General features: G+C 63.5%; 18 protein-coding genes. 10 read left to right on the forward strand and 8 right to left on the reverse strand.

Annotation, left to right across the window (positions count from 1 at the left end; genetic code table 11):
* Positions 1-47 precede the first annotated feature (47 nt).
* From AC3RCG_RS14215 to AC3RCG_RS14230, 4 genes are all read left to right on the forward strand, one after another.
* On the forward strand, positions 48-677 hold the full coding sequence (locus AC3RCG_RS14215) for a 3'-5' exonuclease (protein WP_175444733.1): 630 nt from the start codon (positions 48-50) through the stop codon (positions 675-677).
* Between the two features lie 176 nt (positions 678-853).
* Positions 854-2,242, forward strand: coding sequence for a tetratricopeptide repeat protein (locus AC3RCG_RS14220; RefSeq protein ID WP_492401560.1), 1,389 nt, complete (start codon positions 854-856; stop codon positions 2,240-2,242).
* A gap of 101 nt (positions 2,243-2,343) precedes the next feature.
* A complete protein-coding gene (locus AC3RCG_RS14225; protein WP_492401559.1) occupies positions 2,344-2,820 on the forward strand; it encodes a DUF4262 domain-containing protein in 477 nt (158 codons plus the stop codon).
* Positions 2,817-3,245 carry a DUF6386 family protein gene (locus tag AC3RCG_RS14230; RefSeq protein WP_492401558.1) on the forward strand — a complete coding sequence of 143 codons (429 nt, stop codon included), beginning with the start codon at positions 2,817-2,819 and terminating at the stop codon, positions 3,243-3,245. Before AC3RCG_RS14225 ends, AC3RCG_RS14230 begins: the two co-directional genes overlap by 4 nt.
* Before the next feature lie 18 nt (positions 3,246-3,263).
* Here the strand turns inward: AC3RCG_RS14230 and AC3RCG_RS14235 are convergent, their stop codons facing one another.
* The gene (locus AC3RCG_RS14235; protein WP_230506141.1) at positions 3,264-5,051 is read right to left on the reverse strand and encodes a GGDEF domain-containing protein; all 1,788 of its coding nucleotides are present in this window, start codon (positions 5,049-5,051) and stop codon (positions 3,264-3,266) included.
* Between the two features lie 410 nt (positions 5,052-5,461).
* On the opposite strand from AC3RCG_RS14235, the gene AC3RCG_RS14240 reads away from it, so the two are divergent.
* The gene (locus AC3RCG_RS14240; RefSeq protein WP_492401556.1) at positions 5,462-7,657 is read left to right on the forward strand and encodes a prolyl oligopeptidase family serine peptidase; all 2,196 of its coding nucleotides are present in this window, start codon (positions 5,462-5,464) and stop codon (positions 7,655-7,657) included.
* A 93-nt stretch (positions 7,658-7,750) separates the two neighbouring features.
* Here AC3RCG_RS14240 and AC3RCG_RS14245 read toward each other — a convergent pair whose 3' ends face one another.
* The 6 genes from AC3RCG_RS14245 to AC3RCG_RS14270 form a co-directional block, all read right to left on the reverse strand.
* Entirely contained in the window at positions 7,751-8,638 is an 888-nt protein-coding gene (locus tag AC3RCG_RS14245) for an STM4011 family radical SAM protein (RefSeq protein ID WP_492401555.1), read from the reverse strand.
* Positions 8,632-10,011 carry an STM4012 family radical SAM protein gene (locus AC3RCG_RS14250; protein ID WP_492401553.1) on the reverse strand — a complete coding sequence of 460 codons (1,380 nt, stop codon included), beginning with the start codon at positions 10,009-10,011 and terminating at the stop codon, positions 8,632-8,634. Before AC3RCG_RS14250 ends, AC3RCG_RS14245 begins: the two co-directional genes overlap by 7 nt.
* A complete protein-coding gene (locus AC3RCG_RS14255; RefSeq protein ID WP_492401552.1) occupies positions 10,008-10,853 on the reverse strand; it encodes an STM4013/SEN3800 family hydrolase in 846 nt (281 codons plus the stop codon). Before AC3RCG_RS14255 ends, AC3RCG_RS14250 begins: the two co-directional genes overlap by 4 nt.
* A complete protein-coding gene (locus AC3RCG_RS14260; RefSeq protein WP_492401550.1) occupies positions 10,846-11,928 on the reverse strand; it encodes an STM4014 family protein in 1,083 nt (360 codons plus the stop codon). The genes AC3RCG_RS14255 and AC3RCG_RS14260 overlap by 8 nt, the downstream gene beginning before the upstream one ends.
* Positions 11,929-11,947: 19 nt before the next feature.
* Positions 11,948-12,874 (reverse strand): STM4015 family protein, encoded by a 927-nt coding sequence (locus tag AC3RCG_RS14265; RefSeq protein ID WP_070288214.1) that lies wholly within the window; start codon positions 12,872-12,874, stop codon positions 11,948-11,950.
* A gap of 169 nt (positions 12,875-13,043) precedes the next feature.
* Entirely contained in the window at positions 13,044-13,619 is a 576-nt protein-coding gene (locus AC3RCG_RS14270; protein WP_070218654.1) for a helix-turn-helix domain-containing protein, read from the reverse strand.
* 222 nt (positions 13,620-13,841) lie between these two features.
* On the opposite strand from AC3RCG_RS14270, the gene kbl reads away from it, so the two are divergent.
* The 3 genes from kbl to AC3RCG_RS14285 are packed head-to-tail and all read left to right on the forward strand — an operon-like array spanning position 13,842 to position 17,503.
* On the forward strand, positions 13,842-15,068 hold the full coding sequence (gene kbl, locus AC3RCG_RS14275; protein WP_121669322.1) for a glycine C-acetyltransferase: 1,227 nt from the start codon (positions 13,842-13,844) through the stop codon (positions 15,066-15,068).
* Positions 15,069-15,088: 20 nt separating this feature from the next.
* Positions 15,089-16,054, forward strand: a complete 966-nt coding sequence (locus AC3RCG_RS14280) for an NAD-dependent epimerase/dehydratase family protein (RefSeq protein WP_070288215.1) — start codon at positions 15,089-15,091, stop codon at positions 16,052-16,054.
* 48 nt (positions 16,055-16,102) lie between these two features.
* On the forward strand, positions 16,103-17,503 hold the full coding sequence (locus tag AC3RCG_RS14285) for an L-serine ammonia-lyase (RefSeq protein WP_409026421.1): 1,401 nt from the start codon (positions 16,103-16,105) through the stop codon (positions 17,501-17,503).
* 167 nt (positions 17,504-17,670) lie between these two features.
* Here the strand turns inward: AC3RCG_RS14285 and AC3RCG_RS14290 are convergent, their stop codons facing one another.
* Positions 17,671-18,411, reverse strand: coding sequence for an AAA family ATPase (locus AC3RCG_RS14290; RefSeq protein WP_070311981.1), 741 nt, complete (start codon positions 18,409-18,411; stop codon positions 17,671-17,673).
* Between the two features lie 269 nt (positions 18,412-18,680).
* Between AC3RCG_RS14290 and thrC the strand changes: the two genes are divergently transcribed.
* Both thrC and AC3RCG_RS14300 read left to right on the forward strand, forming a co-directional pair.
* A complete protein-coding gene (gene thrC, locus AC3RCG_RS14295; RefSeq protein WP_070218659.1) occupies positions 18,681-20,162 on the forward strand; it encodes a threonine synthase in 1,482 nt (493 codons plus the stop codon).
* Positions 20,162-21,388, forward strand: a complete 1,227-nt coding sequence (locus AC3RCG_RS14300) for a molybdopterin molybdotransferase MoeA (protein WP_492401548.1) — start codon at positions 20,162-20,164, stop codon at positions 21,386-21,388. The genes thrC and AC3RCG_RS14300 overlap by 1 nt, the downstream gene beginning before the upstream one ends.
* Positions 21,389-21,390: the final 2 nt, after the last annotated feature.

Genomic DNA, 21,390 nt, shown 5'->3' on the forward strand with positions numbered 1-21,390 from the left:
CGCATTTTATCGATACACCCACTGTTGCACCCACGAAAGAACGCCCCATGCATGTGTTTGACAAACCGATCGTCATGATCGACTTCGAGACGACCGGCTTGTCGCCCGACATGGGCGACCGCATCACGGAAGTGGCGGCGCTGCGCATCGAGGGCGGGCGTATCACCGACCGCTATGTGACCCTGATCAACTGCAATGCGCGCATTCCCGCGTTCATCACGGGCTTGACGGGCATCACGCAGGCCATGGTGGACAAGGCGCCGCCCGTGGCCGAGGTGGTGCCGCAATTGCTGGATTTTATCGGCAGCGACGCCTTGTCGGCGCACAATGCCAGCTTCGATGAAAAATTCCTGCGCGCCGAAAGCGCCAGGCTGAACCTGACGCCCGCGCACCAGTCGCTCGTGTGTTCCTTGAAACTGTCGCGCCGCGTGTTTCCCGGCATGGCCAGCTACAAGCTGGGCTTGCTGTCGAGCCAGCTGGGTATCGCCTTCAAGAGCGCCGCCCACAGGGCCGAGTCGGATGCGGAAGTGGCGGCGCAAGTGCTGATCCATATCGGCCGCCACTTGCGCAGCAGCTACGGCATCGCCGATGTCGATGCCGACCTGCTGGTGTCGCTGAACAAGCTGGCCGCCGCCAAGGTGCCGCAATTCCTGCAAAAGCATCCATCGCGCCGCTGAGCGCCTTAGCCTGTCTAAGCAGGCTCATCAAAACGATATAATTTTGTTATTTCCTTTGAGCCTGCTCAAGTCCTTCCCCCGCATCGAATTTAAAATTTAAGCAACACACGATTTCGCCACCCTGGGCCGCCGTTTTGCGCGTGCCGCCGGCAAGCGCGATGTGGATGGGGGCGCACATGGACAAGCACCATACTGCCAGAGATAGCCACGAAGCATATATCTGGTTCCGCACGGCTGCCGAGCAGGGCAATGCGTACGCCCAGTTCAATCTGGGATTGATGTACAAGAAGGGCGAAGGCGTGGCGCAGGACGATGCGCGCGCCTTTGTCTGGCTGCGCCTGGCCGCGCTGCAAGGGCTGGCTTTCGCGCAGAACCATTTGGGCGCCCTGTATTACCACGGCCGCGGCGTGGCGCAGAGCGATGCAGACGCCGTGTTGTGGTTTCGCCGCGCGGCTGCCCAAGGCGATGCCTCGGCCCAGCAGAACCTGGGGCAGATGTACCGCAAGGGGCGCGGCGTGCTGCAGAGCGACGAGCTGGCCCTGGCGTGGTTCTACCGCGCTTCCGAGCAGGGCGTGGCCAGTGCGCAATCCTTGCTGGGCGAAGCGTATGCGCAAGGCCTGGGAGCGAAAAAAAACGATGCGCTGGCCCTGGCCTGGTTCCGCAAGGCGGCCTTGCAGGGCGATGCCCAGGCGCAGTTGAACCTGGGGCTCGTCTACAAACGCGGGCAGGGCGTGGTGCAAAGCGATGCCCAGGCGCTGGCCTGGTTCCGCCAGGCCGCCGCCCAGGGCCTGGCCGTGGCGCAGCGGCAACTCGGAGTGGCATATGCGGAAGGCCTGGGCGTGGCGCCCGACCAGCTGCGCGCCTACGCCTGGCTGCAGCGGGCGGCCGAACAGGATGACGCCGACGCCCAGTTCAACCTGGGCCTGATGCTGGCGCGCGGCCAGGGCGTGGACCAGGACGAGGCGCGCGCCGTCGTCTGGTACCGGCGTGCCGCCCTGCAAGGCCATTGCATGGCGCAATACAATCTCGGCGGCATGTTTGCTGGCGGGCGCGGCGTTGCCCGCGATTTGCGCCAGGCGCTGGACTGGTATGCGAAGGCGGCGGCGCAAGGCGCGTCGAATGCGCAATTCAACCTGGGCGTGATGTATGCCAACGGCCAGGGCGTGGAGCGCGACGAGGTGTGCGCCGTGCGCTGGTACCGCACGGCTGCCGAGCAGGGCGATGCCAGCGCGCAAAATAACCTGGGCGTCATGTATGCGAATGGTCATGGCGTGCCGCAAGACGATGGCTTGGCCGTGCATTGGTATGCGCGCGCAGCGGGCCAGGGCCATGCGCTGGCCCAGTACAACCTGGGCGGCATGTATAACAGCGGGCGCGGCGTGGAGAAGGATCGCGTTTGCGGCTATATGTGGCTGGCGCTGGCGGCCGAGGGGGGCGATAGCGGGGCGGTCAGGGCCAGGGAAGCGGCTGCCACCAGGCTGGCGCCGGCGCAGCTGCAGGAGGCGCAGCAGCGCGTGCGGCAATGGCATCAGGTGCGCTCGCCGCCGTTGCCGCCGGTCGAATGACGCGCCGGCGCCGTGCGCGCAGTGATGCGCGCTGCATGCGATAATTGCCCAAGAGCATGCCGCGAAGGCGGCGCGGTTTTCGGCACAGTGAAAGGTGGAGCATGGTAAGGCAGGCAGGTGAGGATGCATCCGAGCAAAAAGTTATCGACGACATCGCCACGCATGGCTGGCATGGCGTCCACATCGGTGCCGATGAAGAGGGGCCCGGCTATGCGTTTACCATAGGCGCCGGCCACAGCTTCGGCCAGCCTGAATTGCTGATCATGGGCTTGCCGCGCGCCATGGCCCACCAGATACTCGACGTGGCGCTCGATGCCGTGCGCAGCGGCGCCATCACGGATTTTACGGCCACCACGGACGCCTTGCTCGAAGGCCATCCGTGCGCCTTCGTGCGCGTGCCCGTCGAGCAATACCGCAACTACGTCGGCTATGCGCGCTGGTATTACCAGGGCGATGATTTTACCTTGTACCAGATCGTCTGGCCGTCGCGTGATGGCCATTTTCCGTGGCAGGCGCAAGCGAGCGCGCAGTATGTGGAGAGCCAGCCCCTGCTGGGACCGGCGCCACTGGCCACATGACGAACATTGTGACCGGGACGGCTACCCTGTGCGTGTTCGACCCTGCGCTCTTGCGCCACAAGCTGGAAGATGACTGCGATTGGTGGAGCCTCCCCAGCGCGGAACTGGCGGCCGTGAATGCGGGGCAGGCGGCGTTTTTCAACGTGGGCGGCGACGGCGCGTATGACGTGGTTTTGCACGGGGAACTTGCCGAGCCGCATGCGAGCGTGCACCTGGCCATCGTCTCGGGCCGCGTCTTCATCGGCGCCGGGGAAGACGTCACGGGCGGCGGCCTGGAACCGGACACGGCATACGGCGGCCTGTTCGTGGACGTGCCCGTGGGCAGCTACCGCGTGCAGGCACGCCGCGATGGCGCGCGCATCAGCCTGGCATTCGTGCCCGATGCGCGCAGCAGCAATGCGTTTGCCGACCTCGTGCGTATTTGATGCGCCGTTGCACCTTGGCTAGGCGTCCATGCGGGCCACGGCCGCGCCTTGCCGCCGGTCCAGGAACAGGCTGTTGCCGTGGATTTTCTTCGCCTGTTTCTTCGCTTCCGCCGCCTGGGTGGCGATCTGATGGTGCGTGTAATACTGGTGCGCCTCGACCTTGATCGCGCCCAACGATAGGCTGATCAAGGAATAAAACACTTTTTTGCCTTGCCGGTCTTCGCTGATGTAGCCGCCCCGTTCGCAGTCGCTGGTGCTGTAGTAGGCGGGGATGGCGGCCGCGAAGTCGTCCAGCATGGCCTGGCAGCGCGTTTCCCAGTCTTCGCTCTGGAACAAAATCATGAAGTCGTCGCCGCCGATGTGGCCGATGAAGTCGCGGTTCGGGTCGCAATGGCTGCTGAGAATTTCTCCCGTCAGCTGGATCACGTCGTCGCCCTTGCGGTAGCCGTACACATCGTTGAAGGGCTTGAAGTGGTCGAGGTCGCAATAGCAGACCCAGAAGCGGCTGCCGCTGTGCAATAAGCGGTCGATATGCTCGTTGATGGGGACGTTGCCGGGCAGTTGCGTCAGCGGGTTGGCGTAACGGGCCGCGTTGATTTGCATCTGCGTGATTTCGCGCATCAGGTCGTGGCCCGTGCCCATGCCGAGATAGCGGCCGTGTTCGGTAATGATGAAGCCGTTGAACAGGTGGTGAGCATCAGACTGCACCATGGTGTAGCTGAGTTCCTGCAAGCTCGTCTCGTGGTCGGCGATCAGGGGCGTGGCATCCATGAACAGGCTGCATGATTTCTTGCCGTACAGTTCGCGCTGGTAGGGGCGGGCGAAGTGGTCGATCATTTCGAAGCGGCTGATCAGGCCCAGCGGCACGCCGTCGTCGACGACGGGGATGATCATCAGCTTCGGTTCTTTCAGAAAGATGTCGTAGACCTCGTTATTATTGAACTGCGGCGAGACGGCCGCCACCTTGTTCAGCAGTTTGCGGATGCTGGCGCCGTTCTTTTCCAGGCTGCTGCGTTGCGGATACACGGCCACGCCATTGCGCCCCAGCGCCTGCACCACTTCGGCGGGAAGGGCGCGCGCCGGCACCGCGTTGGGCCGGCCCAGGTGGTAGCCTTGCCCGAACGCCACGCCCAGGTCGCGCAAGACCAGCAATTCCGTCTGCGCCTCGATGCCTTCGGCGATCACCAGGGTGCCAGATTTTTCCGCGATTTCCTGGATCGAGCGCACGAACTGCAGTTTCACGGGGTCGTTGTTGATGCCCTGGATGAAATGCATGTCGATCTTCACGTATTCGGGCCGCAGTTCCGACCACAGGCGCAGGCTGGAAAAGCCTTCGCCCAGGTCGTCGATGGCGATCTGGAAACCCATGTTGCGGTAGTGCAGCACCGCTTCGCGCATCAGCTCGTAGTCATACGTGGGCTGGTTTTCCGTCAGTTCGATGATGACACGGTCCGGGTTGATGCCGATGTGCTCGATATATTCGAGGGTTTCGCCATGGCGGGCATTGCGCAGCAGCAGGCATTCAGGACTGACATTGAGAAACAGTTTTCCTGGCAACTGCAGTTCGGCGAAGCGTTCGAGCACCACTTGCCGGCACAGGTGTTCCACTTCCAGGGTCAGGTCGTGCGCGCGCGCCACCTTGAACAGATTCATCGGCGCGTGCAGCGGGCTGTCGGACGGACCCCGTATCAAGCCTTCGTAGCCGATGATGTCGCCGCTGTGCATGTGGATGATGGGCTGGAACAGCGCGCTGAGCTTGCGGCCCGCCAGGATGTCGTGCAAGGCATCCGTCCCTTCGATGGTCATGCTGGCCGATGGGGGCTTCAGGTAAGCCACGTTCGATGGCGTCGCGGGAACCGGCGCGGCGGTGGCGGAGGGGAGGGCGAGAGTGTACATAGGCGGACGTGGCGGCACGGCCTCTGGACGGGCCATGAACATGTTGCCGATAGTAAAGAAGATTTATGACAGCTTGATGAAACGACTTTTCTTTTGATAATGTTTCTTGTATGAACGTCAGTTTGCCGATTCCGCCGAAAGCGAGATTTATCATGGCGATCCATGTAAATTTGCCAAACAAAAGACGGCAAATCCATCGGATAACTGTGCTTTAAAAGTGGCAATCCGCGCTATGATTTCTCTTGGCGAAAGTCAACATGGGCAGCCGCGGTGTGTGTGCGGCTTGCTTTCCTCGACATCCAACAATGAGACAACAACCCATGCAATTACGTAGTGCAACCCTCATATTCAGCTTGCTGGCCGCTTTCGGTGGCAATGCCCTGGCGCAAAACGCCGCGATGCCATCGTGCCCAGCCGGCGACGGCGCTCCTGTGACGTATCCGGTCAGCAAAAAAGTCGATCAGCAAGACAGCTATTTCGGCACCACCATCGCTGATCCGTACCGCTGGCTGGAAGACGCCAACAGCGCGGAAACGGGCGAGTGGGTTACGGCGCAAAACAAGCTGACGCAGTCGTACCTGGGCACCATCCCCGAGCGCGCGGCGATCAAGCAGCGCCTGACCAAGCTGTGGAATTATGAGCGTTTCTCTACGCCAACGAAGCAGGGCGGCCGCTACTTCTACAGCCGCAACGACGGCTTGCAGAACCAGGCCGTGCTGTACACGGTGAAAAAGCTGACGGACGAACCGCGCCTGCTGCTGGACCCGAACACCCTGTCCACCGATGGCACGGTGGCGCTGGCCGGCACTTCGATCAGCCCGAACGGCAAATACCTGGCCTACGCCACGTCCGCGTCCGGTTCCGACTGGAACGAGTGGAAAGTGCGCGACATCGAATCGGGCAAGGATATGACGGACCACATCAAGTGGGCCAAGTTCTCGGGCGCTTCGTGGACCAAGGACAACACCGGTTTCTTCTACAGCCGCTATGACGCGCCGAACGAGGCAACCAAGCTGGCCGATATCAATTACTTCCAGAAATTGTATTTCCACAAGATCGGCACGCCGCAAAGCGACGACGTGCTCGTCTTCGACCGTCCCGACCAGAAGGAATGGGCGTTCGGCGGCAGCACCGTCAGCGATGACGGCAATTACCTGATCATCACGGCCACGCAGGGCACGGAACGCAAGAACCGCGTCTTTTACAAGGACTTGCGCCAGAAGAATGCCAAGGTCGTGGGCTTGCTGGAAGAATTCGACGCTTCCTACTCGTTCATCGACAATGACGGCCCCGTCTTCTTCTTCAAGACGGACAACAAGGCGCCGAAATCGCGCGTGATCGCCATCGATACGCGCAAACCTGCTCCTGCCGACTGGAAAGAGATCGTGCCGCAAAGCGCGGAAACCCTGGTCGCCGTCAACCTGATCAACAACCAGCTGGTGCTCGACTACTTGAAAGATGCGCAAACGCAAATCAAGATCGTCGATCTGAACGGCAAACTGGTGCGTGAAGTGGCCTTGCCGGGCATCGGTTCGGCCGGTGGTTTTGCGGGCAAGCGTGGCGACACGGAAACGTTTTATTCGTTCACCAGCTTCACGACGCCGGCGACCATCTATCGCTACGACATGAAGTCGGGCAAGAGCACGGTGTACCGCCAGCCGAAGGTCGATTTCGACCCGAACGCCTTTGAAACGCGCCAGCAATTCTTCACCAGCCGCGACGGCACCAAGGTGCCGATGTTCATCGTCTCGAAAAAAGGCATGAAGCTCGATGGCACGAATCCGACCTACCTGTACGGCTATGGCGGTTTCAATATTTCACTGACGCCGAGCTTCTCCGTGGCGAATCTTGCCTGGGTAGAAATGGGCGGTGTCTACGTGATGGCCAACCTGCGCGGCGGCGGCGAATACGGCGAAGCGTGGCACCAGGCTGGCACCAAGCTGAACAAGCAAAACGTGTTCGACGACTTTATTGGCGCGGCGCAATGGCTGGTGGACAACAAGGTCACCTCGCCATCGAAGCTGGCGATCGGCGGCGGCAGCAATGGCGGCCTGCTGGTGGGCGCGGCCATGACGCAGCGTCCCGACCTGTTCGCCGCTGCGATTCCGCAGGTGGGCGTGCTCGACATGCTGCGTTTCCACAAGTTCACGGTGGGCTGGGGCTGGGTGCCTGACTACGGTTCGTCGGACGACGCCGAACAGTTCAAGGCGCTCGTGAAATACTCGCCGCTGCACAACCTGAAGACGGGCGGCTGCTATCCGGCTACCATGATCACCACGGCCGACCACGACGACCGCGTCGTGCCTGCCCACAGCTTCAAGTTCGCCGCCGCCGCCCAGGCAGCGCAAGGCGGCCCGGCACCCGTGCTGATCCGCATCGACAGCAAGGCGGGCCACGGCGCCGGCAAGCCGACGACCAAGCAGATCGAAGAAGTGGCGGACCGCTGGGGCTTCCTCAGCCGTTCGCTGAAGATGACGCCGGTAGTGGCGGAGCCGGCCAAGGTGGCGGCACAGTAAAACCGGGTAGGTCGGATTAGCGCGGCATCGCCGTGCGTAATCCGACACCACCTGTCATGTCAGCACGATGTCGGATTACGCGGCGTGCCGCCGCTAATCCGACCTACGCTGGCCTGCTTCTGTAATCCTCGCCAATACCCCCCCTCCAAACACCGCCTGAAACGGCAAATCCTTGCGCTGCGCATAGCCGATATAGCAATCGCACTTGAAACGCGGACAGCTGCGTTCCTGCAGCATGTCGGCCAGGTCATCCTCATATAAATTCCCCAGCCGCTCGGGCACGAAGTGGCAGCGCGCCAGTTCGCCGTCGCCATCGACGGACAGCGACGCTTCGCCCGCCAGGCACGGTTTATTGCGCGAGGGAGACGGGCGGCGGTTTTGCGCGAACCACGGGTCGACGGCGTCCAGTTCGGCCAGGTCTTGTTCGCTGTAGTAGCCGGGGCCGCGGCGGTCGTAGGCGTTCAGCCACAGGTAGACGTGGGCGGGCAGCGCTGCGCGCAGGGCGCGGATGGCGTCCAGGTGCTCGTTCATGGCGACGACGCCGACGGAATAGCGCACGCCCATGGCATCGAGCCGCGCACAGCGGGCGAGAAAGCGGGACAAGGTCGTCTGGTCCGGGTGGAAGGTGCACCACAGGCCGACCTTTTCCAGCCCGTCCATGTTCTCCAGCCAGTCCAGGGGGCCGGACAGATTCGTCTGCAGCGCCACTTGCCGTACGTGCGGCAGGCTGGCCAGGGTTTGCATCGCGCTCCGGTAGTGGCGCCGCACCAGCGCCTCGCCCCAAGGCGTGAACAGCACGCCGATGGGGCGCGTCTGCTGCGCCACCCAGCCGGTAAAACGCGCCACTTCGCGCGCGTCGCGGGCCAGCGCGGCGCGGCTGTCGCGCTTCTTGGCGAACGGGCAGTAGCCGCAGGCGTAATTGCAGCTGGCCAGCGTGCCCCGGTACAGCAGGGACAAAGCGCCAGGCTGCGTTGTCAGCACGTCTGGCCGCCTTCGGCCATCAGCGCGCGCACCGTCTCGGATGCCAGCCAGGGGCCGATGGTGTCGGCGTAGCTGTAGCCCCGGTCATTCAGGCGCAGCAGCGGGCCATTTTCTTCCACTAATTCCAGCGCGTGCAGCTCGGCCAGCTGCGGCAAGTCTGCTTCGCAGCGGGAGCCGAAGCGCGCCGCGTAGGCGTCGCGGTCCAGGCCCGGTTCCGTCAGCAGCGACTGGATTACGTAGCGCCGGCGCTGTTCTTCGTCATTGAGCTGGTAACCGTGTTCGGCCTGCGCGAAGCGCGCCTCGTCGAGCGCCAGGTAGTTGTCGATGATGTTGATGGTGTCAAGCCGCGCCACCGCGTACTCGCTTGAATAATGCAGGCTGGCCGTATACGAGCGGGCGCCCGCGCCCAGGCCCACCATGCCGTCGTTCTGGCAGCAGTACGAGGGACCGTTCTGTTCCGGCGCATGGGGGGCGCGGAACATGCGCATCGAGACCTGCTCATAGCCCTGCGCGCGCAAATGGTCGCGCGCGGCCGCGTACAGGGCCAGACGGCTGTCGCCATCGCGCGCCAACATGATGGGGTTGAGCGACTGCGCGCCCTGGCGGCGCGCTACCTTGCCGAGACCCGTCTGTTCGCGCACATACAGCGGATACAGATAGAGCTCCTCTGGCCGGAAGGCCAGCGCGCTGTCGATGGAGGCCAGCAGGCTGGCGACGGTTTGCCCCGCGATGCCGTAGATCAGATCCAGGTTCAGGGTGGGAAAACCGGCCGCGCGTATCAGACCGATGGCGTGATGGACGGTGGCGTTTTGCTGCGGACGGGCCAGCGCGCGCATTTCGCCGGCGGCAAAGCTCTGGATGCCCAGGCTGACCCGGTCGATGCCATGCGCGCGGCACACGGCCAGCCGTTCCGCCGTGATGGTTTCGGGCGACGCTTCGATGCCGGCCGGTGTGTGCTGCAGGTCGATGCCGAGGATGTCGCGCGCGCCGCACAGCAGGGTGCCCAGCTGCGCGGGCGACAGATAGGTGGGCGTGCCGCCGCCCAGCGCGAAGCGGGCGAAGCGCCGTTCGCCCAGCGCGCCGTTGAGTGCGCGCATCTGCACCAGCACTTGCTGCACGTAGCGCTCGACCATGTCGGCGCTGGGGCGGGCCATGGCGAACAGGTTGCAAAAGCCGCAGCGCATCTCGCAGAACGGGATGTGGATGTAGGCGAAGAGGGCGGAGCGGTCCTGCTGCGCCCACAGTGGCGCCAGCGGCGCCGCCTGCGGCAAGGCGCGGTAGGCGGCCTTGTGCGGATACGAATAGGAATACGCCTGGTAGGGCGTGTGGCGCATGCGCTGCGCCAGGGGGCCCGGCTGTTCGGATGGGTTCACGGTGCGGCTTCCTTGGAATGCGGTGGTAAAGAATCAATGAAAAAGTGCGCATACGGCACGTTCCACACGCTGTCGTGGGCGACCCGGTGGCCCCGGTAGCCATCTTCGCCGTACGCGCTGCCGTGGTCCGAGCAGACGATGGCGAACGTGGGCGCGCGCGCGGCGCAGGCGGCGAACAGCGGCGCCAGCGCCCCGTCTACATAGCGCAGGGCAGCAGCGTGGCTGTCCAGGCAGTCGGCGCGGCAGCCGGGCAGGTAGGCGCGGTTGGGCGTATGCAGCGCGCTGACATTGATGAACAAAAAAGTGCGTTGATCGTTTTGCGCCAGCAGCTGGGTCGCCAGCGCCACCTGTTTTTGCGTCGAATGACGGCTGGCCACGCCCATGCCCGCGCTCCAGTGGCTTTCCTGGAACAGCGACGGCAGCACGGAGCCCAGCGCCGTCTGTTTGTTAAAGAAACCCACGCCGCCGATGCAGATGGTGCGGTAGCCGCGCGCGGCCAGCGCGGCGGGAAGGTCGGCCTCTTCAAACGCAAAGGTATGCGGCGACGTCGTTTCGCTGCCGGCAAACGCGGAAGCGAACAGGCGCGGATGGCGGCCCGGCGCGGCCGGCGTGGGCAGGAAGCCCGCGAAGAAGGCCTGGTGCGCCGCATACGTGAACGTGGCGGGCGAGTGGCGGCGTTCCCAGCCGCCCGGTGGTAAAAAGCGCCCCAGCACGGGCAATTCGCCCGCCTCGTACAGGGCTTGCGCCACGTCAAAGCGCAGGGTGTCGAGCGTGAGGAAGACGATGTCGTGGCTGCCGACGACGGCGTGCATGTCGGGGATGATCGGTGTTTCTTTAAGCATGGGCCAGTTGTGCCGTGTAAGTATCGATGCCTTGCCAGAGCAGGCCGGGCAGCAGGTCGCCGAAGGCGTTCGCTTCCAGCACATGGGCCTGGCCGCGGCGCACGACGAGGTCGTAGCCCGTCACGTGGCTGGCGGGGAAGGCGCGCGCGGCCAGGGCGGCGGTGTCTTCCAGCGCGGCCAGATCGGCTGCGTTCAAGAGGCCGGACGCGTCGCCGCGCCGGTTGTCGAGGTGCAGATTCGTCATCATCTGCTGTCCGATGCGCGCCACGCGGTGCGCTGGCTGGCCCGCCACGGTCACGACGCGCAGGTCGTAATGGCTGTCGCCGCAGCGGGGCTTGTTCAGCCACCCTTCCGCGTACAGCTCCTGCGCGGCCAGCGCGTCGACGAGGGCGGCGATGTCGGCGGTCGTCTCGTAGCGCGCCATGCGCTTGACGTTGAACAGGCGCACCGCGCCGGCCCCATGCTGCAAGGCGGCCGAGGTGGTGGCTTGCTGGCGCCCGGCCCGGTTGCGCCGGTAGGCGACGACGCCCGATGCGGACGAGCCGTAGCGCGGTTTTAAATAGACGCGGTCCAGGTCATGCTGCTGCAGCAGCGCCTGCAGATGCTCGTAGCCGTGCACGGGTCCCAGCAAGTCAGGTATCGGCACGCCGTGCGCGGCCAGGTGGCGCTGGCATGCCAGCTTGTCCGTCATGCGGCTGATTTCGGCCGGCGCATTGAATACGCGCGTTTGCGGCAAATCAGCCAGTTGCGCCGCCAGGGCAGTCATGGCGGAAGTAAAGCCGGCAAACCAGGCATCCATGGCCAGCAGCTCGCCGTGTTCGGGCGCGGCGACCGGCGGACGCCCCAGCAAACGGCCGCCCGCCTGCAGCAACAGCCGGTGGGCGGCGGGATCGTCGCCGGGCGGTTCGATTTTCAGTAAGCCTGGCTGGCTCAGTGCAGCATCGAGCAGCGCCGGCTGCGCCAGCCAGTCGCGCCATTCCAGCACTTGCGCGGGCGGCAGGCGCAGTTGCGCGCGCGCCGCCTGCATCAGGCGCACGCGCTTGCTGCCCTGTGTCGCCAGCAGGGTGAGGTGCATGTGCAAAGGGGGAATCCGCTTATTCTCCGACGGCCACGTAGCGGTAGCTTTCGCCGTCGTCCTCGTCCGCTTCCTGCGGGTCGTCCAGCACCACCTCGAAAGGCAGCGCCTTGAGTTTCGCCTGGTTTTCCTCGGAAATGTAATGGTGCGACAGGTCCAGGCGCTTCAGGTTCCCCAGCTGCGTGTGATTGAGCACGGCCACGGCGCCCAGGTCGCCGATGGTGCCCAGCGACAGGTCCAGCGTGTCGAGCTGCGCCACCAGCGGTTCCTCCGCCAGCCAGACGGCCAGGTCGTCGGCGATTTCCGCGTCGCGCAAGCCGAGGTAGCGCAGGGTCGGCACGGTCAGCTGCGCCAGCACCTTGCGGTACAGGTCCACGTCGCCCGAGAAGCCATAGTCGTCCGTACCCAGCCACAGTTCCAGGTGTTCCAGCTGCGGCATGCTCGATTGGGCCAGCGCTTCGGCGATCTTTTGATCGAGGCCGCCCGCTTCGATGGTGAAGCGGCGCAGGTGCTGGTGCGCGAACGGCTCGATGACGAGCTCATTGCCGCCACGGATGCGCAATTCTTCCAGCAGCGGGAAGGCGTCCAGCAGGGGCTTGTAACTGCCTTGCACGATCCACGAGATTTCGCATTCCTCGTACGTCATGTCGCCGATGAACAGGGCGCGCAGCTTCGGCAGCTGCGGCGCGTGGGCGATCAGCGCGGCCATCACTTCGTCGGCGCCCGATTCGTACGGGTCGCCCCACATGCCGATGATCAGCGCTTCGAGCGCGCCCTTGTCGGCTTTGTCGAGGAAGCCGGCGATCAGCTCGTCCATCTTGCGCTTGTCGTCGTATTCGAGCGACAAACGGTAGACGATGCCCGGTGACGCATCGAACGGCAGGTCGGGGTCGTACTGGACGACTGTCTTGTTGTGGAAGGTGGTGGTGCTGTCGGAAATGGTCATCGCTGTGGCTCCGTGTAGGCGGTGGAGGCCTAGATGCCGCGCGCAGTGTGGCGGAGGGACGAGCCGGGATGTGCCGCGACACTCTGCGAAGACATCCAGGCCTGGAAATCTTGTCTATACTAAAATCTTAGCATAGCCATATGGACATATTGCGCACTGCTGGCGTGCCTTATCGATGGATCACCACCAGCAAAGCCTTGCCCTCGGTCTTGCCCAGGTTGCGTATTGTATGCGGCTGGTCCGCCGGATAGCGTGCCGTGCCGCCATTCTTGACCTTTTTCTTCGCCGCGCCCACTTCCAGTTCCAGGTTGCCGTGGATCACCGTCAAATGCTCGGTGGTGCCCGGGTCGTGCGGCTGCGACGCCAGTTCGCCACCGGGCGCCAGGGTCACTTCATACCATTCGTATTTGCCGGCCAGTTCCATCGGCCCCAGGATGCGCAGCACGTAGCCAGCGTGGTCGCCGGGCAGGGTGGGGGTTTCGTGGGCATCCGTGATGCGGATGGTTTCCACGGCTTTTTCCGCGCTGGACAGCAATTCGCCGATCTGCACGCCCAGGGCGTTGGCCAGGCGCCACGTAATGGCGATGGTGGGATTGGCTTTTTCGCGCTCGATCTGCGACAGCATGGACTTCGACACGCCCGCGATGCGCGACAAATCCTCGAGTGTCAGGCCGCGCGCCAGGCGCAGCCGTTGCAGGGTGGCACCCACTTCAGGGGGAGAATTGGTCGAAACGCTGGTTTTCATCGGCAGGTGGCTTGCAAAGTTCAAAAGGCTTGGGTAATATCCACTATATTGAATTTTAGTTCGAAATAGTGGATTTTGAAGGAAATCACGGAAACGTGTAGACTTCAAACAGCGCTTCACGGTACAGCATTGTGCGCGCACCGGTCAAGCGGCGGCTTTTCCCCTATGGCGGCTGAAACCACACGCACACCACACGCATACATCAGGGACACAAGGAATATCATGAGCGAGCAAGCGAAGAACACCTTTTTCAGCGGTCTGCAACAGAATCTCGATCAACTGCGCCAGCAGGGCTTGTACAAGCCCGAGCGCGTGATCGCCTCGCGCCAGGGCGCTGAAGTGGTGTGCGACGATGGCCGTACCCTGATCAATATGTGTGCAAACAACTACCTGGGCCTGTCCGGCGACCTGCAGACGCAGGAAGCATCTATTGCCGCCACGCAAAAATACGGCTACGGCCTGTCATCCGTGCGTTTTATCTGCGGCACGCAAACCGTGCATAAAGAACTGGAACAGGCGATTTCCGCCTTCCTGGGCACCGAAGACACGATTTTGTACGCGGCCGCCTTCGACGCCAACGGCGGCGTGTTCGAACCGCTGTTCGATGAAAACGACGCCATCATCTCGGACGCGCTGAACCACGCTTCCATCATCGACGGCATCCGCCTGTGCAAGGCCGGCCGCTACCGCTATGCGCACAACGACATGGCCGACCTGGAAGTGCAGCTGCAGGCGGCAATTGCCGCCGGCAAGCGCCATAAAGTCATCGTCACGGACGGCGTGTTCTCGATGGACGGCACGATTGCGCAACTCGACAAGATCTGCGACCTGGCCGACAAGTACGGCGCGCTGGTGATGATCGACGAATGCCACGCTTCCGGCTTCATGGGCGCGACGGGACGCGGCACGCACGAGCACCACAATGTGATGGGGCGCATCGACATCATCACGGGCACCCTGGGCAAGGCCCTGGGCGGCGCCATGGGCGGTTTTACCTCGGCGCGCAAGGAAGTCATCGACACCCTGCGCCAGAAATCGCGTCCTTACCTGTTCTCGAACACCCTGGCGCCATCGATCGCCGGCGCTTCGCTGTCGGTGCTGGAGCGCCTGGCCAAGTCGACGGAACTGCGCGACCGCCTGCATGACAACACGGCGTTCTTCCGCAGCGAGATCGAGCGCATCGGTTTTACCATCAAGCCGGGCACCCATCCGGTGGTTCCCGTGATGCTGTTCGACGCGCCCGTGGCACAGAAATTCGCCGCCCGCCTGTATGAACTTGGCGTGCTGGTGACGGGCTTCTTCTACCCGGTCGTGCCGATGGGCCAGGCCCGTGTCCGTGTGCAGCTGTCCGCCGCGCATACCCGCGAGCAGCTGGTGCAGGTGCTGGCCGCCTTCGAGCAGGCCGGCAAGGAACTGGGTCTGCTGACCGCCACGACCACGACCAATTAACAAGAATTCAGGAAAATAGCATGGAACGCATCTTAGTCATTGGCGCAAACGGCCAAATCGGTAGTGAACTGGTGGGCGCGCTGGCGCAGCAGCACGGCGCGGACAACGTCATCGCCAGCGACATCGGCACGAACAATCTGTACCAGGCCAGGCGCTACGCGCAGCTGAACGTGCTGGACAAGGACGGCCTGGCGAAGATCATCGCCGACGAGAACATCACCCAGGTGTACCAGCTGGCGGCCATGCTGTCGGCCACGGGCGAAGCGGCGCCGCTGAAGGCGTGGAGCCTGAACATGGATGGCTTGCTCAATATCCTGGAACTGGCGCGCGAGCGGGGCGAGGCGGGCAAGCCGCTGCGCATCTTCTGGCCATCGTCGATCGCCGCCTTCGGCCCGAACACGCCGCAAGTGAACACGCCGCAAATGACGGTGATGGACCCGACGTCGATGTACGGCATCAGCAAGCTGGCCGGCGAGCGCCTGTGCGAATACTACTTCAACAAGTATGGCGTGGACGTGCGCAGCATCCGCTACCCTGGCATCATCAGCTACAAGTCGCCTCCGGGCGGCGGCACCACCGATTACGCGATCGCCATCTTCCATGCGGCCTTGCGCGGCGAGCGCTATGACTGCTTCCTCGATGCGAACACCACCTTGCCGATGATCTACATGCCCGACGCGATCCGCGCCACCATCGAACTGATGGACGCGCCGGCGGCATCGATCAAGATCCGCTCGTCCTACAATGTGGCCGGCGTGTCGTTCAACCCCGAGCAGCTGGCGAAGGCCATCGTGCGCATGGTGCCCGACTTCAAGATCAGCTACAAGCCGGACAGCCGCCAGGCCATCGCCGACAGCTGGCCGCAAAGCCTGGACGACAGCAAGGCCAGCGCCGACTGGGGCTGGAAGGCGCAGATCGGCGTCGAGCAGATGGTCACCGACATGCTGGCCAATGTCGATGCGGGGCAGGCGGCCAAGGCGGCCTGAATTCAGCACCGGCATTCATAAAAACATACTAATATAAAGAGACACTACATGGATATGAGCGTATTTGACCTATTTAAAATCGGCATCGGGCCGTCGAGTTCCCACACGGTGGGGCCGATGGTGGCGGCGCGGCGTTTTCTGGTCGAATACGGTCCGCTGGACCAGGTGGTGGGCGTCGAGGCGGCACTGTATGGCTCGCTGGCGCTGACGGGCGTGGGCCATGCCACGGACAAGGCCGTCATTCTTGGCCTGATGGGCGAAACGCCGCAGGACGTGGCACCCGACGAAGTCGACAGCAAGCTGGCCGCCATCGAGGCGGCCGGCGAGATCGCGCTGCTGGGCACGCACGTGGTGCCGTTTACGGCGGCCACGGGCTTGATCTGGCACAAGAGCGAATCCTTGCCCGAGCACCCGAACGGCATGCGCTTTACGTTGAAACTGCTTGATGGCAGCCGCGTCGACAAGGTGTATTACTCGATCGGCGGCGGTTTTATCCGCGAGGCGGGCGAGGCGCAAGCGGAAGCGGCCGTGGAGTCGGCCGCTTCCGCCCGCGTCGTCTTCCCCTTCGATACCATGGAGCAGTTGCTGGCGCATGGGGTGGAAAGCGGCCTGTCGATCCCGGAAATGCTGCGCGCGAACGAGTGCGTCAAGCGCAGCGACGAGGAATTGAACGCGGGCCTGGACCGCATCTGGCACGTCATGCGCGACTGTATCGCGCACGGGCTGGAAACGACGGGCAACCTGCCGGGCGGCTTGAACGTCAAGCGCCGCGCCGCCAAACTGTGGCGATTGGCGCAGGAAGCGAAAGCGTCGGACAACCGCGCCAACGACTTGCCGCACGACGCCGTGCACCTGGTCAGCCTGTACGCGATGGCTGTCAATGAGGAAAACGCGGCGGGCGGCCGAGTGGTCACGGCGCCGACCAATGGCGCCGCCGGCATCATCCCGGCCGTGCTGCGCTACTACGCGCAGGATTGCCGCCCCAGCGATCCGGTCGGCGGCGTGCGCCGCTTCATGCTGACGGCCGCGGCCATCGGCATGTTGTGCAAACGCAATGCTTCGATCTCGGGCGCCGAAGTGGGCTGCCAGGGCGAAGTGGGCGTGGCCTGCGCCATGGCGGCAGCCGGCCTGGTGGCGGCCTTGGGCGGCACGAACGAGCAGATCGAAAACGCGGCCGAAATCGGCATCGAGCACCACTTGGGCATGACGTGCGACCCCATCGGCGGCCTGGTGCAGATCCCGTGCATCGAGCGCAATGGCATGGGCGCCGTGAAAGCGATTACGGCCGCCTCGCTGGCGTTGAAGGGCGACGGCACGCACTTCGTCAGCCTCGACGAAGTCATCGAAACCATGCGCCAGACGGGCGCGGACATGCAGGACAAGTACAAGGAAACGTCCCTGGGCGGCCTGGCCATCCACGTGATTACAGTCAACCACGCCGCTTGCTGATGCGCTGGTGGTGGCGTCGGATTACGCGCGCAGCGCTAATCCGACCTACGCCATGACGCAAGCAACGCAGGTTGGCGCATGTCGGCGCCGGTCGGCTTAGCCCGCAGGGCGTAAGCCGACATCACCAAATAAGTAAGCCGACATCACCAAAGCAGCAAGCCACCACCTCACTCCTCCTCAAACAACTGCTCCAGCCTCCGCGGGTAGTTATTTAAAAAATCACGCGTCACGGCATAGTGTTCCGTGTCTTCATACGCCACCTCATGGATGCCGCCGCCTGTAAACATCAGGATTTTCGCGTTCGGGTAGGCGAGCAGTATCGGCGAGTGGGTGGCGATGATCAGCTGCGAGTCGTCCTGCACCAGCTGATGGATCACCGATAAAGCCGCCATCTGGCGGCTGGGCGACAGGGCCGCCTCCGGTTCGTCCAGCAAATACAAGCCTTTGCCGCGCAGCTTGTTGATCAGGGTCGCCATGAACGCTTCACCGTGAGACTGCGCGTGCAGCGACTTGCCGCCGTAGCTGCCCAGGTATTCCGGCATGGCGTCCATGTAGGTGGCGACGTTGAAAAAGCTTTCGGCGCGCAGGAAATAGCTGTCCTCGGGTTTTTTATAGCTCTTGCTCAGGCGCAAGTGTGCATGCAAGCCCGATTCCTCGTCCGACGGCAGGGCGATGCGCACGTTGCGCGTGCCGCCATCCTTGCCGAAGCCCAGCCCCACGGCCAGCGCCTCGAGCATGGTCGACTTGCCGCTGCCGTTCTCGCCCACGAAAAACGTCACGTCGGGGTGGAAATCCATGTGCACGAAGTCGCGGATGGCGGGGATGGTGAACGGATAGTGATCGAGGTCGACGACAGCGTCGGAGCGCAGCGCGGCGCTTTGCAGATATGGTTTTTTACTCAGCGACATGGCCGGTTTTCGACTCCATTATTGGCACTTTGCAGGGCAGAAAGCTCAGTGTGGCCTAAATCGTCGGCGCGCGCCAGTGCATACGCGGGTCATGTTCGCCGGGCTTGATCTCATACAATTATGGCTTGTTTGATAATAAGCAGGCTCTCCAATTGTCACATCTTGATCAGGCTGGCGCCACGCGATTCGCCTTGGACGGCCGCTGGCACTATAATATCCGCTGCCATTCATGATCAACCGCACTCAGCTCAACTGGACTCTTCAAATCTATGCATTACGTGTCTACCCGCGCTGACAAAGCGCCATCGAATCCGCAGCAATTCTCCGACATCCTCCTGGGCGGCCTGGCCCCCGATGGCGGACTGTATCTCCCTGAACACTACCCGCAAGTCACTGGTGCCGAGCTCAATGCCTGGCGCACATTGTCGTATGCCGACCTGGCCTGCGAAATCCTGAAGAAGTTCGCCACCGATATCCCGGCCGCGGACCTGAAGGCACTGACGGCGAAAACCTATACCAAGGCAGTCTACAAGAACGCCCGCGCCGGCGAAAACGCAGCCGACATCACGCCGCTGCGCGTGCTCGAAGAAAACGTCGTCAAGGGCGGATCGACCACGCTGATGCTGCAGGCGCTGTCGAACGGCCCGACCCTGGCCTTCAAGGACATGGCCATGCAGCTGCTGGGCAACCTGTTCGAATACACCTTGGCCAAGCACGACGCCGAACTCAATATCTTCGGCGCCACCTCGGGCGACACGGGCAGCGCGGCCGAATACGCGATGCGCGGCAAGAAGGGCATCCGCGTCTTCATGCTGTCGCCGCACAAGAAAATGAGCGCCTTCCAGACGGCGCAGATGTTCAGCCTGCAAGACCCGAACATCTACAATATCGCCGTCGAAGGCGTGTTTGACGACTGCCAGGATATGGTGAAAGCCGTGTCGAACGACCTGCCGTTCAAGGCCAAACAGAAGATCGGCACCGTCAATTCCATCAACTGGGCGCGCGTCGTGGCGCAAGTCGTGTATTACTTCCGCGGCTACCTGGCGGCCACCACCAGCAACGAGCAGAAAGTGTCGTTCACGGTGCCGTCGGGCAACTTCGGCAATATCTGTGCCGGACATATCGCCCGCATGATGGGCTTGCCGATCTCGAAACTGGTGGCGGCGACGAATGAAAACGACGTGCTCGATGAATTCTTCCGCACGGGCGTCTACCGCGTGCGCAAGTCGGCCGAGACGTACCACACGAGCAGCCCGTCGATGGATATCTCGAAAGCGTCGAACTTCGAGCGCTTCGTCTACGACCTCGTGGGCCGCGACAGCGAGCGTGTGCGCGCCCTGTTCACGAAAGTGGAAACGCATGGCGGCTTTGACCTCTCCGGCAAGCCTGGCAGCGACGGCGATGAATTCAAGCTGGTAGCCAAATACGGCTTCAAGTCGGGCAAGTCCACGCACCAGGACCGCCTCGACACCATCCGCGACGTCGCCGACGACTACGGCATCACCATCGACACGCACACGGCCGACGGCATCAAGGTGGCGCGCGAACACCTGGAGCCGAACGTGCCGATGATCGTGCTGGAAACGGCGCTGGCGGCCAAGTTCAACGAAACCATCCTCGAAGCGCTGGGCGTGGACGCGGAACGCCCGGCCGGCTTCGAAAACATCGAGGACTTGCCGCAAAAGTTCGTTGTGATGGGCACGGACGTGGAAAAAATGAAGGCGTATATCGCCGCCAATACGGGCTTGTGATGACGGACGCCAGCACTGTACGCAAACCCATGCTGTCGGTGGCCGAAGCGCAAGCCTTCATGCTGGGCGCGGCGCGCCCGGTGACCGAGGTGGAGCTGGTCGACACCATGCGCGCCAACGGCCGCGTGCTGGCCACGGCGCAAACGTCGACCCTGAACGTGCCCGAGCGCGACAACACGCAGATGGATGGCTATGCCGTGCGCGCCAGCGATTGCGCCAGCGGTGCGGCCAGCCTGCCCGTGTCGCAGCGCATCGCGGCCGGTCACGTGGGCCAGCCCTTGCAGCCGGGGACGGCGGCGCGCATTTTTACGGGCGCCCTGATCCCCGAAGGCGCCGACTGCGTCGTGATGCAGGAGCAGTGCACGGCGGCGGACGGCGTGGTGACGGTCAACCACGTGCCGAAAGCCGGGGAATGGGTGCGCCGTCAGGGCGAGGATATCCGCGCCGGCGGCATCATCCTTGGCGCGGGCCGGCGCCTGCGCAGCCAGGAAATGGGCCTGGTCGCTTCCGTGGGCCTGGCGCAGCTGCCCGTGCTGCGCAAGCTGCGCGTGGCCGTGTTCTTCACGGGCGACGAGCTGGCCATGCCGGGCGAACCTTTGGCGCCGGGCGCCGTCTACAACTCGAACCGTTTTACCTTGCGCGGCCTGCTGGAAAACCTCGGCTGCGAGATCACGGACCTGGGCATCGTGCCCGACAGCCTGGAAGCGACGCGCGCCGTGCTGCGCCAGGCGGCGCAGGGCAATGATTTGATCATCACCTCGGGCGGCGTGTCCGTGGGCGAGGAAGACCATATCAAGCCGGCCGTGGAAGCGGAAGGGCGGCTGAACATGTGGCAGATCGCCGTCAAGCCGGGCAAGCCGCTGGCGTTTGGCGAAGTTAATGAGGCGTTCTTTGTCGGTTTGCCCGGCAATCCCGTCTCCAGTTTCGTCACGTTTTTGCTGTTCGTGCGCCCGTTCATCCTGCGCCTGCAGGGCGTGGCGGGCAGCCTGGCGCCGCGCAGCTACAAGCTGCCGGCCGCGTTCGAGCGCCTGAAGGCGGACAAGCGCAACGAGTTCCTGCGCGCCAAAGTGAATGATGAGGGCGAGCTGGAATTGTTCGCCAACCAGAGTTCGGGCGTGCTGACGTCCACCGTGTGGGGCGACGGTTTGATCGATTGCCCGCCGGGGCTGTCGATTGCGCGCGGCGACATGCTGCGTTTTATCCCGTTTAACGAATTGCTGTACTAAGG

This window comes from Janthinobacterium sp. GW823-FHT01H08, from assembly GCF_058797855.1.